Below are 15,372 nucleotides of genomic sequence, written 5' to 3'. Positions count from 1 at the left end.
GGCTTAGACTTGTGTGAACAATTTATTTACCGCAGCGTCAATTTGCTCCTCCGATACTACGCGTATAGGGAAGCCGAATGCTTTTCCGAGTGGTCCCACAACGGCACTCAAAGAAAGAGCAATGACCTGACTTTGCACCACGACAATGCTGCCTGCACAAACTTGTGCCAGCCGCTCCCGATTGCGTTTAAGCCAAAGAGCAAACTGTTTCTTGTCTACCTCATTGGCGTCACGCTTCTTGTCTGGCATGTCGCGCGTCAGCAAAACAAAGCGTTCTCCCTGGCATAGCAGAGCCTCCAGTTCTGATTCCCAATTGGACGGTAGCGTGGAGGATACCCATACGCGTGGAAACTGGCAGGTTGCAATATGCATAGGAAGGCTCCTTGAATAGCCTGGGTTATTTACAGCTCGTTGCCTGGATACGCAGTCTTGTCCCGTCGATCAGCAACCCCAGGCCAGTTGAAAAGCGGCCACTGAAATCCTCGGAAAAGATCGCGTCGCGTGCAATCCAGTTGTTGGGATACTTCTCTTGAGCCAACTTGAAGAATGCTTGCTTTCTTGAGGCAAGATCTAGTGCGCTTCCTGGCCCCAACGCCTGTTCTTCCATTACGAAACCGAGTATGTAATAGGTGACGCTGAAGCTACTGTCAGCGGCGAATTGTGTATCTGCACCCGCCTGAACAAACGCGGAAATCAAAGCTTCGCTGGTACGCAGGACGTTATCCGTGACGACATATGTTCCAGCGAAGACGCGTGCGCCATCACGGCGCTGCAGGAGCGCCTTACGTAGTTCCGCAGCGACCTGCCGAATACGGTCGTCCCAGGTCTGCTTAGCGGGAAAGTGAAGTGCTACATCCTGGACCAGCGCGTCGGCCATACCGTCGATCAATGCCTGCTTGCCGTCGAAGTGCCAGTACAGCGATGGTGCCTGTATATGCAGCGACTGAGCGAGCTTGCGTAGAGTCAGTCCTTCAAGGCCATCCTGGTCCAGCAGTGCGAGGGCAGCCTGGATGACCTGCTCCCGTTGGATTTTTGGCGCTTTCATAAGCGGTTTCTCCGTGAGGATTGCAATCTAACAGTGTTAGTGTATCATTCCGATCATAGACTAACGATGTTAGGTTTGAAATGAAAAATATTGTTTTACTTAGTTTGGTGGTGGGAAGCTTGGCAGGTTGTGCTGGGATGGGCGGTTTGGACCAAGCGCCCAGGGCGACGATGAGCACGCCAGTTGCCGTGGGTGCAACGGAGAATTCGCTGTTGCAGTGGCCATCGGCCCACTGGTGGGAGATCTATCAAGATCCCAGGCTGAATAGCCTGATCGACCGTGCTTTGGAACAAAGTCCGGACTTGAGACTGGCTCGTGTCCGGTTGGAGCAAGCCGCCGCGATAGCCGAGCATGCTGGGGCACAACGATGGCCGAAGGTTAATGCAGACGTCAGCGCGGTACGTAAGCGGTATTCGCAGGAGTACGACGCGGGTGCGCCGCTCGCCAGCAACTATGGATCAACGTTCACACTAGGGGCTGAAGTTCAGTACACCTTTGACTTCTGGGGCGGCCAACGTGCCGTGCTGCGCGCCGCATTGGGCGAGACAGCCGCACGAAATGCCGAGGTCCAGGCAGCCCGATTGATGCTGACCAGCCGCGTTGTCGGTGCCTGGTTTGAGCTTGCCCATTTGCTCTCCATGCGGGAATTGGCTCGGGAATCGCTGGATGTGCGGCATCAGACGCTGCGTATCGTCGAGCGACGTGTGCTGGCAGGCCTGGATACCGAGGTGGAGCACCAGCAGGCGCAGGGCGATCTGCCTGCCATGGAACGTGACATCCTCAGGCTAAATGAGCAAATCGCCTTGCAGCGCCATGGGCTCTCAGCTTTGGCCGGGCTTCCTATCAACACCCTGTCGGATGTTGAGCCGCGCATGATGTCAGTAGCAGACAGCAATCTCCCCGCGTCGGTACCTGCTGAGTTGATCGGCCATCGCCCGGATGTGGTGGCCGCTCGTTGGCGGGTGGAAGCAGCTTCCCAGAATGTGAAGGCTGCCAAGGCCGATTTCTATCCCAATATCAGTCTGCGCGCGTTCGCGGGATTTGCCCGACAGAGCCTGTCGATTGGTTTGTCCGACTGGTTGAACGCAGGCAGCCGGAACTATGGCATTGGGCCTGCCATGACTTTGCCCATTTTCGATGCTGGGAAGCTACGCGCCCGGTACAAGGGGCGTGCGGCTGAGCTGGATGCTGCCATAGAGACTTACAACCAGACCTTGTTGGTCGCCGTGCGCGATGTGGCGGATCAATTTATTTCCCTGGAAGCACTGGTGCGGCAATCAAGCGCTCAAGAGCAGACCCTGGCTGCGAGGCAGACGGCGTTTGACTTGGCACGACGGCAATACGAAGCCGGCTTGACTGATTACCTGACAGTTTTGAACGCCCAGAACGTCTTGCTGCGGGAGCGCCAACAACAGTTGGATTTGAAGACGCGTGGGCTCCTGCTGAATGCCGAACTAAACCGCGCCCTAGGTGGTGGTTTCGACGCAGCCGATACAACAAATAGCCTTGCATGGAAACTATGATGAGTACATCTGAAAATTCAATTGAACGCAGACCTTTGGCTTTACGGATGGCTCCTTGGCTGGGATGCGCAGCCATTCTCGCATTGGTGTTTCTGACAACGACCCAGTGGCATGAATGGACCAGCAGCCGAACAATTCAGACGACGCAGAACGCCTATGTTAAATCCGACTTCGCCGTATTGAGCGCCAATGCGTCGGGTTACATCAAGACACTGCCGGTTGGTGATTACCAATATGTTCGTGCAGGTGATGTGATTGCACAGATTGATGCCAGGGACTATGAACTGGCCGTATCGGCAGCGCAAGCGGACCTGGCCAAGGCGCAGGCAAACCTGGACAACCTGGATGGAGAAGTCGCCCAGCAGCGCGCCCGCATCAAAGCGGCGCAGGCCGATGTCAGGTCGGCGGAGGTCAGGGTTCGTCAGTACCGGAACAATCCGGCACGCCAGGACGATCTGGTCAAAGACGGCGCACTGTCCCGACAACTGTTCGAAAATGCCCAGGCTGATCTTGAGCACGCAGTGAGCCAGCGCGATGCCGCTGCGGCACAGGCGGAGCTGGCAACTAGGTCGTTGTCGGTTCTGGAAGGGCAGCGGGCAGTGCGGCAGGCCGATGTCAGTGGTGCAACAGCCGCGTTGGACGCCGTCAGGCAGAATCTTAGCTACACGCGAATCGTCGCCCCTTTTGATGGCATGCTGAACAAACGCCATGTGCAAGTGGGCAGTCTGGTAGCGAACGGCACGCAGATCGTTTCCATCGTGCCGACCGAGCAGTCCTATGTTATTGCCAATTACAAGGAAACCCAGCTTGCTCATGTGCAACCCGGGCAACCTGTGGCGTTGACGATAGATGGCCTGGCAGGTAGGCAGTTTCGTGGCCGGGTCGGGGAAATCGCACCCATGAGCGGGGCGGAGTCAGCACTGCTGCCGTCGGATAACGCTTCCGGCAACTTCACCAAAGTGGTACAGCGGATTCCGGTTCGCATCGAGCTGGAGCCCGGACAGGGAGCACTCGCCCGGTTACGTCCTGGTATGTCAGCCGAGACCCGTATTGACACCAAGGGACAAACTGTTGCCGCCTATGTGCCGCAACCGAGAGCGGCGCGGCTTGCCGTCATTGCCGGCCACGAGGTGCGTTGATCATGGTGCTGTCCAGCTTCATCTCTAACACAACGCGTCCACGCCCTGCGTTGACCATCGCTGCCATTTTCCTCGGTGCCGTACTCACGACATTGCAAGGGCGGCTGTTTTCGGCGGCGCTTCCCGATTTGCGCGGACAGTTCGGACTTGACGTACTGGAGGCGGCCTGGCTGGGCACAGCACTCAACGGTGCACAACTTTTCACCATGCCTATCGTCCCCTGGCTTGCCACGGCCATCGGACCGACACGGGTGCTGGTCGTGCCCAGTCTGCTGCTCGGTGTCGTGGCCTTGTTGGTCCCTGCGTTCGCCCACCACTACCCGATGTTGATCGCACTACACGGGGTGGCCGGTTTGTGCCTGGGCATCTATTTGCCGCTGACCATTTCTTTGGCGCTGCGCAGCGTGCAACCGCGATTTTGGCTAGCGGTCATGGCGGCCTACAGCCTGCGCGTCTCCACGGGGATGGACGCCGGATATGGTGCATCGGGTTTTCTCGTTGAAGAAATAGGTTGGCAGTGGGTGTATTGGCCGACAGCGCTGGCCGGTCCCGCGATCGCCATGCTGGCATGGAAAGCCATGCCGTTGACACCGGTTGATCACGCGCAGTTGCGGCAGGCGGACTGGGGTGGAATGGCCATGTTCTGCACCGGGCTGGTGCTGGGATTCATCGGCATCGAATCGGCTGAGCGTTTGGGTTGGCACGATTCCGGTCTAGTCATGTCCACGCTCTTTGGCGGGACCATGCTGTTCGGCGCGGCTGTCATACGCGCCGCACGTCAGAAAGACACGTTTGCAAGCCTGGCCGCTTTTGGCAACCGCAATATCTGCATCTGCCTTGTGATCGCCTGCCTGTTTGGAGTGTTGATGACGCCAACATCCCTGTTGATTCCGACCTTCCTGTCCCTGATGGGAAACCTGAAACCCATGCAGGCAGGGGCTGCAACCTGGGTTGCCTTCGCAGCTTATCTTACTGCTACGCCCCTAGTAATTTATCTCGGAAGGCGGGCTGAACCCAGGCTTCTCATTATCGGCGGCCTAATCATTATTGCGGTCACGGCATGGCTTGGCACACATATCAGTCACGATTGGCGAGTGGACCAGTTCATCACGATGCTCATTCTGCAGTCGCTGGGTGAAAGCATCATGTTGATCGGCCTGATCGCCGCTTTTGTCACCAATCTGAATCCCCTACATGGGGTGGCGCTTGGTGCTTATGTGCCCATTGCGCGAGTGCTAATGCCTATTGCGGCTGGTACGGCCATGTCTACCTGGCTGCGGATTTCTGGCGATATCAGCCGAACGAGTTTGGGCACCTATCTTCCAGCAGGAGACCCGTTGGTGATGGAACGAGCGGTGTCGGGACTGGCGGGAATTGCGCAAATGCTCGGACGTGAGTCGCAGGTCGCGGCACAAATCAGCGGATACCACTTGGTGTTCTGGTGCAGCCTGCTGTGCCTTGCCCTGGCGGTAATGATTCAGTCGTCTCCACCGAACCCGATAACGCCACCGTTTCTGAACGCAGTAAACAAGCAGTAGGTCGTGCTTTATGCACGAGGGAAATTTTTTCAACAAGGAGTTAATTATGAAAGTACGTCTATGGTCAATAGCTATCGCTGCCATTATCGCCTCGTCAGCTAGCTGGGCGGGCCCACTGAGTGTCGTCACCAATGCTACTCAGCAAGCAGAGCGCAGTAAAACGCGTGCGGAGGTGTTGCAGGAACTCGAGCAGGCCAGAAACCAAGGGCTACTGCACTTCGCGGATCATGAATATCCTGTGATCCGAACTAATGGGCATAGAAAAACACGTGCAGAGGTTGTGCACGAACTAGAGCAGGCCAGAAAGCAAGGACTACTGGACTTCGCAGATGATGAGTACCCTGTGACTCGAATTGAGGGGAATAGCAAAACACGTTCAGAGGTGTTGCAGGAACTTGAGCAAGCCAGAAAGCAGGGACTACTGGATATAGTGGATCCATGAAAATCCAATAGTTATTGCGAATTGCTGAGTCCTGTTCTTGAAGTGAGTCTCGGTGAATCGGCTGGTACATAGATGAAATGAGGTTCGTGGGATTTCACTGAGGGAGGTCGTCATGGAAATGCGGCATCTTAGGTGCTTTTTGGCTGTGGCCGAGGAACTGCACTTCGCTCGTGCCGCCGAGCGGCTGCACATTGAGCAGTCGCCATTGTCGCGGGCCATCAAGGAACTGGAGGAAGAGTTGGGTGTGTCGCTGTTTGCACGCACCACTCGAAGCACACGGTTGACTCGCGCGGGCAAACTATTCCTTGAGCATGTACCCCGGGTTTTCGCTGCACTTGAGCAAGCGCGCGACAGCGTCAGGGCAGCGGCTAGTGGTTTTCATGGTCAGCTACGCATTGCCTTATCGACGGCATTATGCCGTCGCGATTGCCCGCGCTGTTGGCGCAGTGTCGCCTGGACGAACCGGAGGTCGATATTCGTCTGTTCGAGGTGCCGCTGTCGCAGCAGATCAGGGGATTGACTGATGATCTGTACGACGTGGGTTTCGCGCAGTCTGACGAAGTGGGTGATGGCATCCTCGCTGAGCCGGTCTGGCACGATCCACTGATGGTCGCTGTGCCTGCACGACATCCTATTCTGAGTTACAAACGCATTCCATTGGATGAGGTGCTGCGTTATCCCTTGGTGATGTGTGATCCGATGGTATGCGAAGGTCACGCACGTCAGGTCGCCCGCGTGTTGCGTGCCGTGGATGCCGAGCCACTGGTGGCTGAACAGGTCACGTCTTTGGACTTGATGATGGCGTTGGTGTCAGCAGGCTTTGCGCTGGGGCTGGCAGGTGCCTCGCAAATTGCCGCCAGCCGTGAGTGCGGTGTTGTGGCGCGGCCACTTTCTGGGCGTTCGCCGATTCTCACGACCTACTTGCTTTGCCTGAATGGTGAACCTTCTCAAACGCTGTCCCGTTTTATCGAGCGGGTTGGTGCTATCGAATTGGCGCGCGAGAGTACACCTCCCGCTGCACTAAAACCTGATATCCCGGAGGAAATTGAGTTATGAACAAGATTGTGCTGCTTTTGTTCGTCACTGTGCTGGCAGCCTGCGACCCACCCGAACCGATCGCCACCGAAAAGGTGGAGTCGCTGGCGTCCAACTCCGAACGATTCAAGGAGCTGCGCCAGCAGTGCAAGCTGGAGCGCGTAAAGTTGGGCGACGAGCTATGCAACCGAGTCGCCGAAGCAACGCGTCAGCGGTTTTATGGCGACGGCAAGGTGCCCTACACGCCACCGGAGAGCCCACCGAAATTCTGATTGTTGGCAGTTAGCCTCACATTTTCTGTTTTCTCGTCCAGCACGCCGCAACGCGCCTTCGCTTGCGGCATTTTTCTTGTTTTCGCCCCTGCGCGAACTCATGCCTTTTTCTCGACCTTTGTCCCGATAAAGGTCTTTGACCGGCACTGACCCGGCACCGATCCTGACCTCTGCGGCACGTTGTTGTGCCGTCTTTCAGCGCAGTGCTGCGCAGGAGAAATCGGAGGCCGGGAATGCAAGGGACGAACGTGCTGTTCGGGCAGATCGCCGTCGTATTCGGCATCGTGATCGCCGGCGTGTGGGGTGCCACACAATGGACAGCCGCCGCCCTGGGCTATCAGCTACGCCTGGGCCCGCCCTGGTTTGATTTCTTCGACACACCGATTTATCACCCCTGGAAGTTGTTCGAGTGGTGGTTTTTCTTCGATGCCTATGCGTCGCAGGTGTTTGACATTGGCGGTGCCGTCGCGGGCGGCAGCGGTCTGGTGGCGGTCGTGGTTGCCATCGGTATGTCGATCTGGCGTTCGCGTCAGTCCAAACTGGTCACAACCTACGGCTCCGCCCGCTGGGCCGAGGTTGCTGAAATCGGCAAGGCCGGCCTGATCGACCCGGCAGGCGTTTTCCTCGGTCTGCATGACGGTCAGTACCTGCGCCATGAAGGGCCGGAACACATCTTGACCTTCGCGCCCACGCGTTCGGGCAAAGGTGTAGGGCTTGTCATTCCCACGTTGCTCTCCTGGCCCGCATCTGCCGTCATCCACGACATCAAGGGCGAGAACTGGGCCATTACCGCCGGTTGGCGCTCGCGCTTCTCGCACTGCCTGTTGTTCAACCCCACCGATCCCCAGTCCGCCGCTTACAACCCGTTGTTGGAAGTACGGCGCGGCACGCATGAAGTGCGCGACGTGCAGAACATCGCCGACATCCTGGTCGATCCCGAAGGCGCACTGGAAAAACGCAACCACTGGGAGAAAACCTCGCACGCGCTGCTGGTCGGTGCCATCCTGCACGTGCTGTACGCGGGCGAGGACAAGACGCTTAGGGGCGTCGCCAACTTTCTGTCCGATCCCGCGTGCCCGTTCGAACTGACGTTACACCGGATGATGACGATGCGGCATCTGGGAGATGTGCCGCATCCTGTTGTCGCATCCGCAGCGCGCGAAGTGCTTAACAAGAGTGACAACGAACGCTCGGGCGTACTGTCCACCGCCATGAGCTTCCTCGGCTTGTACCGCGACCCCACGGTAGCCGCAGTCACCTCGCGCTGCGACTGGCGCATCGCCGATCTGATTTCTTCTGAGCACCCAGTGTCGCTGTACCTGGTGGTGCCGCCCTCGGACATCAGCCGCACCAAGCCGCTGATTCGGTTAATTCTGAATCAGATCGGACGACGGCTTACCGAATCGCTGGACGGCAGCGATGGCGTAGAGCGCCGCCACAAGCTGCTGTTGATGCTCGACGAGTTCCCCGCGCTAGGCCGTCTGGACTTCTTCGAGTCGGCCCTGGCCTTCATGGCGGGCTACGGCCTGCGCGCCTTCCTGATCTCGCAGTCGCTTAACCAGATCGACAAGGCCTACGGCCAGAACCATTCGATCCTGGACAACTGCCATGTGCGCGTGACCTTTGCCACGAACGATGAGCGCACCGCCAAACGGATTTCCGAAACGCTTGGTACCGCCACCGAACTGCGCGCGCAGCGCAACTATGCCGGCCACCGGCTCGCGCCGTGGTTGGGCCATCTGATGGTATCGCGCCAGGAAACGGCGCGCCCGTTGCTGACGCCTGGCGAAGTGATGCAACTGCCCGCCGATGAGTCGGTGGTGATGGTGTCAGGTCATGCGCCGATTAAGGCCAAAAAGCTGCGCTATTACCTGGACGCCAATTTCAAGCAGCGGGTACTGCCGCCGCCGATGCTAGTTGACGGTGGCTATGCCGATGTGCCTCCTGCCCGCCTTGACGACTGGAGCGAATTGGCGATTCCCACCGTGCTTGGCGCAGCGGCGACCGCATCCGCCGATGGCGTGGGCAGCGCCGACGATGGCGGCCCGCGCCAGCAGCCCGAACTTTCTGACGTCGCCACCTACGGTCCCGAGCCGGAATACCCGGTCAGCGACCTGTCACTGCTCGATGACGACGACGTGCCGCCCATTTTCCCCAGCCAGCTCGATCCGACCTTGCAACGCACGGCCCGGCTGGCGTCCCTCGACCCTGATGATGGAATCCAGCTATGAGTCAATACCGCTTGAACCTCTTTATTCAACCCGAACACGCCAAACGACTCGATGAACTGGCTGCGAAGAAAGGCGTGTCCAAGTCGTCCATCGTCGCCGCTGCCTTGGCGTCCTGGTTGTCGCCGGACGCAGGTGACCAGCGCGAAGCAGCCATCGCCAAACGGCTGGATCGGCTGTCGCGCCAGACCGAGCGCCTGGAGCGTGATCAGAACATCCAGATCGAAACCCTGGCGCTGTTCATCCGCTACTACCTGACCGTCAGCACGCCGGTGCCGGAAGCCCACCAAGATGCGGCCCGCGCTCACGGCAAGGCGCGCTTCGAGCAGTTTGTCGAACAACTTGGTCGTCACCTGCTGCGTGGCCGCAGTCTGGTGCGGGACGTGGTGGAAGAGCTACACCCCGACCCGATGCGCATAGATGACGCCGCACTGTCGGCTGAAGCCGGGGAGCGTAGCTCATGAGCGCCGTGCCGCAGTTGCCGCGCTCATCCGTTGCGACGTCACTGGATCGCCGCATTCAGATGCTGCGCACGGCGATGGGGCCGCTGATCGCCGCCGCCTTGGAAGACCCGGACGTGGTGGAAATCATGCTCAATCCCGACCGCACGCTTTGGGTGGATCGCCTGTCATCGGGCCGTGCGCCGCTGGGCGTGGAACTGTCCGAGGCCGATGGCGAGCGCATCATCCGACTGGTGGCCGCCCACGTCGGCGCGGAAGTGCATCGCGGCCAACCACTGCTGAGCGCCGAGCTACCGGAAACGGGCGAACGCTTCGAGGGCATCCTGCCTCCGGCCGCGCCGGGGCCAGCCTTCGCGTTGCGCAAGCGCGCCGTGGGCGTGATTCCGCTGGAGCGCTACGTCACCGACGGGATGATGACCGCCGCGCACGCGGACTTTCTGGTGCGTGCCGTGCACGAGCGGCAGAACATCCTGATTGCCGGCGGCACCAGCACCGGCAAGACGACGCTGGCGAATGCCTTGCTGGCCGAAATCGCCGCTACGGGCGATCGCGTGCTGGTGCTGGAAGACACCATCGAGTTGCAATGCGCCGCCCGCGACCATGTGCCGCTGCGCACCCGCGCCGGGGTCGTGACCATGCAGGAACTGGTGCGCGCCACGATGCGCCTGCGCCCGGATCGCGTGATCGTTGGCGAGGTGCGCGGCGGGGAGGCGCTGGATCTCATCAAGGTCTGGGGCACCGGCCACCCTGGTGGGATTGCCACCATCCACGCCAGTTCCGCGCTGGGCGCGTTGCTGCGCCTGGAGCAACTGATTCTCGAAGTCGCCGTGAACCCGCCTCGGGCGCTGATCGCCGAGGCGGTGAATGTCGTCGTCTACATCGCCGGGCGCGGCCGCAAGCGCCGCATCGACACCATAGCCCGTGTCGTTGGCTTCGACGGTGCGGGCTATCGCCTGGCGGATGCGCTGGACGCGTCGTTTCCCGAGCTGCGGCCTGTTTCAGATCTTCCAACCTCAACTCCCCACCACTCTGGAGAACTGCCATGACGCACGTTGATGCTTTCCGTATTTCCGTCAATCCGATTTTCAACCCTGCACGGGTGTGCCGCCTGGCCCGCCCTGCGAAGCACGGTCTGCTACTGGCCGCTTTGATGTTGCTGTTGGTCGGCACGGCGCACGCCGCCGGTTCCAGCATGCCTTGGGAAGGGCCGCTGCAATCCATCCTCGACTCCATCCAGGGGCCGGTGGCGCGCATCGTCGCGGTCATCATCATTATCGCCACGGGTCTGGCACTGGCCTTCGGCGACACCAGCGGCGGCTTTCGCAAGCTGATCCAGATCGTCTTCGGCCTGTCGATTGCGTTTGCCGCCTCCTCGTTTTTCCTGTCGTTCTTCAGCTTCTCCGGCGGGGCCATCGTATGAATACGCCCGAGGAATTTGCTGCCGGCTTTGAAGTGCCGCTGCATCGCTCGCTGACCGAGCCGATTTTGATGGGTGGCGCGCCGCGTACTGTGGCGATCGCCAACGGCACGCTGGCCGCCGCCGTAGGGCTGGGCCTGCAACTGTGGATTCCCGGACTGGTGCTGTGGATCGTCGGCCATTCGCTGGGGGTCTGGGGCGCGCGGCTCGATCCGCAATTCATGGCCGTGTTCGCCCGGCACATCAAACACAAAGCGCTGCTGGACGTGTGAGGAGAATGCCATGTTGAATCTTGCCGAATACCGCCGGCGGCCCGCACTGCTGGCCGACTGGCTGCCCTGGGTCGGGCTTGTCGCGCCGGGCATCGTGTTGAACAAGGATGGATCGTTCCAACGCACGGCCCGTTTTCGCGGGCCAGACCTGGACAGCGCGACACAAAGCGAACTGATCGCCGCGTCGGCGCGGCTTAACAACGCGCTGCGCCGCCTGGGCTCGGGCTGGGCCTTGTTCGTGGAGGCCGAGCGCCGCGCTGCCGCTGGCTATCCACACTCGGACTTCCCCGAGCCGCTGTCCTGGTTGGTGGACGAGGAACGCCGCGCCACCTTCGAGGAATCGGGTAGCCACTTCGAGAGCGGCTACCACCTGACCTTGATGTATTTGCCGGCCGAGGAAGCCCGCGCCCGTGCGGCGGGCTTGCTCTACGAGAATCGGCCATCGCAAGGTGTGGACTGGAGCGAGCGGCTGGACGCCTTCGTCTCGGAGACGGATCGCGTCTTCGACCTGCTCGATGGAGTCATGCCGGAAATTACCTGGGTTGACGACAGCCAGACGCTAACGTATCTGCATGGCACCATCTCGACGCGCCGCTTCGCGCTGGCGGTGCCGCAAGTGCCGTTTCACCTGGATGCGCTGCTGGCTGACTGCGCGCTGGTCGGCGGCCTGGCACCCATGTTGGGCGACCAGCATTTGCGTGTGGTGTCGGTGCGTGGCTTTCCGACCTCCACCTGGCCAGGATTGTTGGATGATCTCAACCGACTGGGCTTTGCCTATCGCTGGAGCACACGGTTTCTGTGCATGGACAAGGCCGAGGCCGAGAAAGAGCTGAGACGCCTGCGTCGCCAGTGGTTTGCCAAACGCAAGAACGTCATCGCCTTGCTGCGTGAAACCATCTTCCAGCAGGAAAGCCCGTTGGTCGATACCGATGCAAATAACAAGGCGGCCGATGCGGATGCCGCCTTGCAAGAGCTGGGCAGCGATCAGGTGGCTTTTGGTTATGTCACGGCGACGGTGACGGTGCTCGACGACGATGCGGCCCGTGCCGACGAGAAGTTGCGCATGATCGAGCGCGTGATCCAGGGCCGGGGCTTCGTCACTATCCCTGAGACGCTCAATGCCGTCGATGCCTGGTTGTCGTCGATTCCGGGCAATGCCTACGCCAACGTGCGCCAGCCCATTATCTCGACGTTGAACCTGGCCCACCTGATGCCGGTGTCGGCGGTATGGGCCGGCCCCGAGCGCAATGCCCATCTCGATGGGCCTCCCTTGATCGTCACCCGCACCGACGGCGCGACGCCGTTCCGGCTGGTCACGCACATCGGCGATGTGGGCCATACGCTGGTGGTAGGTCCGACCGGCATGGGCAAATCGGTACTGCTGGCGACGCTGGCCTTGCAGTTCCGCCGCTATCGTGGCTCGCGCATCTTCGCCTTCGATATGGGCCGCTCCATGCGCGCCACCATCCTGGGGCTGGGCGGCGAGCATTACGACCTGAGCAATGACGGCGAGATCGCCTTCCAGCCGCTAGCCCGCATCGACCAGGAGAGCTATCGCACCTGGGCCGCTGAATGGGTGGAAGGTCGGTTGCGTCACGAGGGCATGGCTATCGGTCCGGATGAGAAAGCGGCCATCTGGTCGGCGCTCGGCAGCCTTGCCGGTGCGCCGGTGGAGCAGCGCACCATGACGGGCTTGTCTGTACTGCTGCAATCGAACGCACTGCGTCAGGCGCTGGCGCCTTATGTGCTGGGCGGCGCCCACGGCAAGCTGCTCGACGCGGACTCGGATCGCCTGGGCTCAGGTTCTGTGCAGTGCTTTGAGATGGAAGAGCTGATGCACAGCAAGGCGGCGGTGCTGGCCGTGTTGGGTTATCTGTTCGCGCGTTTTGATGAACGCTTTGATGGTGCGCCCACACTGCTGATCCTCGATGAGGCGTGGCTGTTTTTGGATGACCCGGTGTTTGCGGCGCGCATCCGCCAGTGGCTCAAAACCCTGCGCAAGAAAAACGTCTCGGTGATCTTCGCCACACAGAGCCTGGCCGACATCCAGAACTCCAGCATTGCCCCAGCCATCGTGGAGAGCTGCGCGATCCGCATCTTCCTGCCCAACGCCCAGGCCACCGAACCGCAGATCCGTTCGATCTACCAGAACTTTGACTTGAACAGCCGCCAGATCCGCATCGTAGCCGAAGCGGTGCCCAAGCGCGATTACTACTACCAGTCGCGGCTGGGCAATCGCCTGTTCGACCTGGACTTGGGGCCAGTGGCGTTGGCCTTTGCGGGCACGTCCTCGCCGCAAGCGCAACGCGACGTCGACCGTGTCGTGGCTGACACCGGCGTGTCTGGGTTTGCCAGCGCCTGGTTGCGACATAGCGGTCTGGATTGGGCGGCGGACCTGTTGCCTACGTTTCCAAACCCTACGCAAGTCGCTTCCCCTTCTTTTGCCAATCCTCCTCAGGAGCATCTGTCATGAAACTCTCTTCCCGTTTAGCGTCGATTACCTTTGCCTTGCTGGTCAGCCTGCTTCTGGCTTCGCCGCCTGCAGCAGCGTGGAAAACCGTGTTTGATCCGTCGAACTACACTCAGAACACGCTGACCGCTGTGCGCACGTTGGAGCAGATCAACAACCAGATTAATCAGCTTCAGAACGAGGCGCAAATACTGATGAATCAGGCGCGTAACCTGACCAATCTGGACTTCAATATCGTCAACCGCCTGCGCTCCACGTTGGCAACCACCGAACGGCTGATTGCCGAGGCGCAAGGGTTGACCTTTGACGTGACGAGCATGGATCGGGAGTTTGCGCGGCTCTATCCCGATCAGTATGCCGCGACTGTCAGCGGCGATCAGATGGCGCAGGACGCACGAGAGCGTTGGAAGCACACGCTCGACGGCTTGCACACCGCGATGCGCATGCAAGCGCAGGTATCGCAGAACTTGGCGCAGGACGAAAGTGCCTTGACCGATCTGGTTAGCCAAAGCCAGTCCGCGACCGGAGCGCTGCAGGCCATGCAGGCGACCAACCAGCTCCTGGCCTTGCAGGCAAAGCAGTCCATCCAGGCGCAGCAACTTCAGATCACGCAGGACCGTGCGGCGGCGCTGGAGCTGGCGCGGCAAGCGGCGGCGACCGAGCGTGCCCGCGAGGTGCGCCAGCGTTTCATGGGTGGCGGTACGCCGTACACGCCGTATTCCGTGCAGTTCTACGGCAACTGACGGGGACCGGCCATGAACGACGTAACGGTGATCGACCGTTTCCTTGATACGTTCTCGCGCTACATCGACTCGGGCTTCGGATTACTGCAAGGCGAAGTCGCATTTCTCACGGCCACGCTGATCGTCATCGACATGACCATCGCCGGGCTGTACTGGGCTATGGGCCACGCGACCGGCCAGGGCAATGACGTGATCGTCAAGCTGCTGCGCAAGGTGCTCTATGTCGGCGCCTTTGCCTACATCATCGGCAACTTCAATTGGCTGGCGGGCATCGTGTTCCGGTCATTCGCCGGCCTGGGCTTGGTGGCTACCGGTTCAACCTTGAGCATGGGGAACTTCCTGCAGCCGGGAAGGCTGGCCAAGATCGGTATTGATGCGGGAGCACCGATTGTGGAGCAGATCGGTGATCTGGCTGGCTTTCCCGAGGTGTTCGTGAACCTCGATCCCATCGTTGTCCTGTTCCTGGCCTGGTTGGTGGTGACTCTATGCTTCTTCGTGTTGGCGGTGCAGCTTTTCATCACGCTGATCGAGTTCAAGCTGACCACGCTCGCTGGCTTTGTGCTGGTGCCGTTTGCGCTGTGGAATAAGACCTCGTTTCTTGCTGAAAAGGTGCTGGGCAACGTGGTGTCCTCGGGCGTCAAGGTATTAGTGCTGGCGGTAATCGTTGGTATTACCAGGCCTGTTCGCAGAGTTTCAGACCGTGCCGGATGAGCCATCCATCGACCATGCGCTGGTCGTGATGCTGGCTTCTCTGGCGATGCTCGCACTCGGCATTTTTGGGCCGGGT

Annotated in this window: 14 protein-coding genes and 2 pseudogenes; 14 read left to right on the top strand and 2 right to left on the bottom strand. The window is 60.1% G+C overall.

The window, feature by feature from the left end:
* Positions 1-3: 3 nt before the first annotated feature.
* Both L1889_RS15645 and L1889_RS15640 read right to left on the bottom strand, forming a co-directional pair.
* Positions 4-372 carry a hypothetical protein gene (locus L1889_RS15645; protein WP_238665978.1) on the bottom strand — a complete coding sequence of 123 codons (369 nt, stop codon included), beginning with the start codon at positions 370-372 and terminating at the stop codon, positions 4-6.
* 25 nt (positions 373-397) lie between these two features.
* Complete coding sequence (locus tag L1889_RS15640) at positions 398-1,045, bottom strand: TetR/AcrR family transcriptional regulator C-terminal domain-containing protein (protein ID WP_238665977.1); 648 nt, start codon at positions 1,043-1,045, stop codon at positions 398-400.
* An 80-nt stretch (positions 1,046-1,125) separates the two neighbouring features.
* On the opposite strand from L1889_RS15640, the gene L1889_RS15635 reads away from it, so the two are divergent.
* The 14 genes and pseudogenes from L1889_RS15635 to trbL form a co-directional block, all read left to right on the top strand.
* Complete coding sequence (locus L1889_RS15635; RefSeq protein WP_238665976.1) at positions 1,126-2,568, top strand: efflux transporter outer membrane subunit; 1,443 nt, start codon at positions 1,126-1,128, stop codon at positions 2,566-2,568.
* Complete coding sequence (locus L1889_RS15630) at positions 2,568-3,707, top strand: HlyD family secretion protein (protein ID WP_238665975.1); 1,140 nt, start codon at positions 2,568-2,570, stop codon at positions 3,705-3,707. The genes L1889_RS15635 and L1889_RS15630 overlap by 1 nt, the downstream gene beginning before the upstream one ends.
* A 2-nt stretch (positions 3,708-3,709) precedes the next feature.
* Positions 3,710-5,245 (top strand): MFS transporter, encoded by a 1,536-nt coding sequence (locus tag L1889_RS15625; RefSeq protein ID WP_238665974.1) that lies wholly within the window; start codon positions 3,710-3,712, stop codon positions 5,243-5,245.
* Positions 5,246-5,291: 46 nt separating this feature from the next.
* Positions 5,292-5,687, top strand: coding sequence for a DUF4148 domain-containing protein (locus tag L1889_RS15620; protein WP_238665973.1), 396 nt, complete (start codon positions 5,292-5,294; stop codon positions 5,685-5,687).
* 112 nt (positions 5,688-5,799) lie between these two features.
* Positions 5,800-6,743 (top strand): annotated as a pseudogene (locus L1889_RS15615) (LysR family transcriptional regulator).
* Entirely contained in the window at positions 6,740-6,994 is a 255-nt protein-coding gene (locus L1889_RS15610) for an entry exclusion lipoprotein TrbK (protein ID WP_238665972.1), read from the top strand. The pseudogene L1889_RS15615 and the gene L1889_RS15610 overlap by 4 nt, the downstream one beginning before the upstream one ends.
* Positions 6,995-7,227: 233 nt before the next feature.
* Complete coding sequence (locus L1889_RS15605; RefSeq protein ID WP_238665971.1) at positions 7,228-9,225, top strand: conjugal transfer protein TraG; 1,998 nt, start codon at positions 7,228-7,230, stop codon at positions 9,223-9,225.
* Positions 9,222-9,686 (top strand): CopG family transcriptional regulator, encoded by a 465-nt coding sequence (locus tag L1889_RS15600; protein ID WP_238665970.1) that lies wholly within the window; start codon positions 9,222-9,224, stop codon positions 9,684-9,686. The genes L1889_RS15605 and L1889_RS15600 overlap by 4 nt, the downstream gene beginning before the upstream one ends.
* Complete coding sequence (trbB, locus tag L1889_RS15595) at positions 9,683-10,729, top strand: P-type conjugative transfer ATPase TrbB (RefSeq protein ID WP_238665969.1); 1,047 nt, start codon at positions 9,683-9,685, stop codon at positions 10,727-10,729. Before L1889_RS15600 ends, trbB begins: the two co-directional genes overlap by 4 nt.
* Complete coding sequence (locus L1889_RS15590) at positions 10,726-11,103, top strand: TrbC/VirB2 family type IV secretion system protein (protein ID WP_238665968.1); 378 nt, start codon at positions 10,726-10,728, stop codon at positions 11,101-11,103. Before trbB ends, L1889_RS15590 begins: the two co-directional genes overlap by 4 nt.
* On the top strand, positions 11,100-11,372 hold the full coding sequence (locus tag L1889_RS15585; protein ID WP_238665967.1) for a VirB3 family type IV secretion system protein: 273 nt from the start codon (positions 11,100-11,102) through the stop codon (positions 11,370-11,372). Before L1889_RS15590 ends, L1889_RS15585 begins: the two co-directional genes overlap by 4 nt.
* A 10-nt stretch (positions 11,373-11,382) precedes the next feature.
* Positions 11,383-13,845, top strand: a complete 2,463-nt coding sequence (gene trbE, locus L1889_RS15580; protein WP_238665966.1) for a conjugal transfer protein TrbE — start codon at positions 11,383-11,385, stop codon at positions 13,843-13,845.
* Positions 13,842-14,585 (top strand): P-type conjugative transfer protein TrbJ, encoded by a 744-nt coding sequence (trbJ, locus tag L1889_RS15575; RefSeq protein ID WP_238665965.1) that lies wholly within the window; start codon positions 13,842-13,844, stop codon positions 14,583-14,585. The genes trbE and trbJ overlap by 4 nt, the downstream gene beginning before the upstream one ends.
* Before the next feature lie 12 nt (positions 14,586-14,597).
* Positions 14,598-15,372, top strand: a pseudogene (gene trbL / locus L1889_RS15570) (P-type conjugative transfer protein TrbL); the annotation flags it as partial.

Origin of the sequence: Paenalcaligenes niemegkensis (assembly GCF_022230885.1) — a bacterium.
GTDB lineage: Bacteria > Pseudomonadota > Gammaproteobacteria > Burkholderiales > Burkholderiaceae_B > Paenalcaligenes > Paenalcaligenes niemegkensis.
The sequence above is the reverse complement of the archived record's forward strand: the minus strand, read 5'-3'. Positions and strand labels throughout refer to the sequence as shown.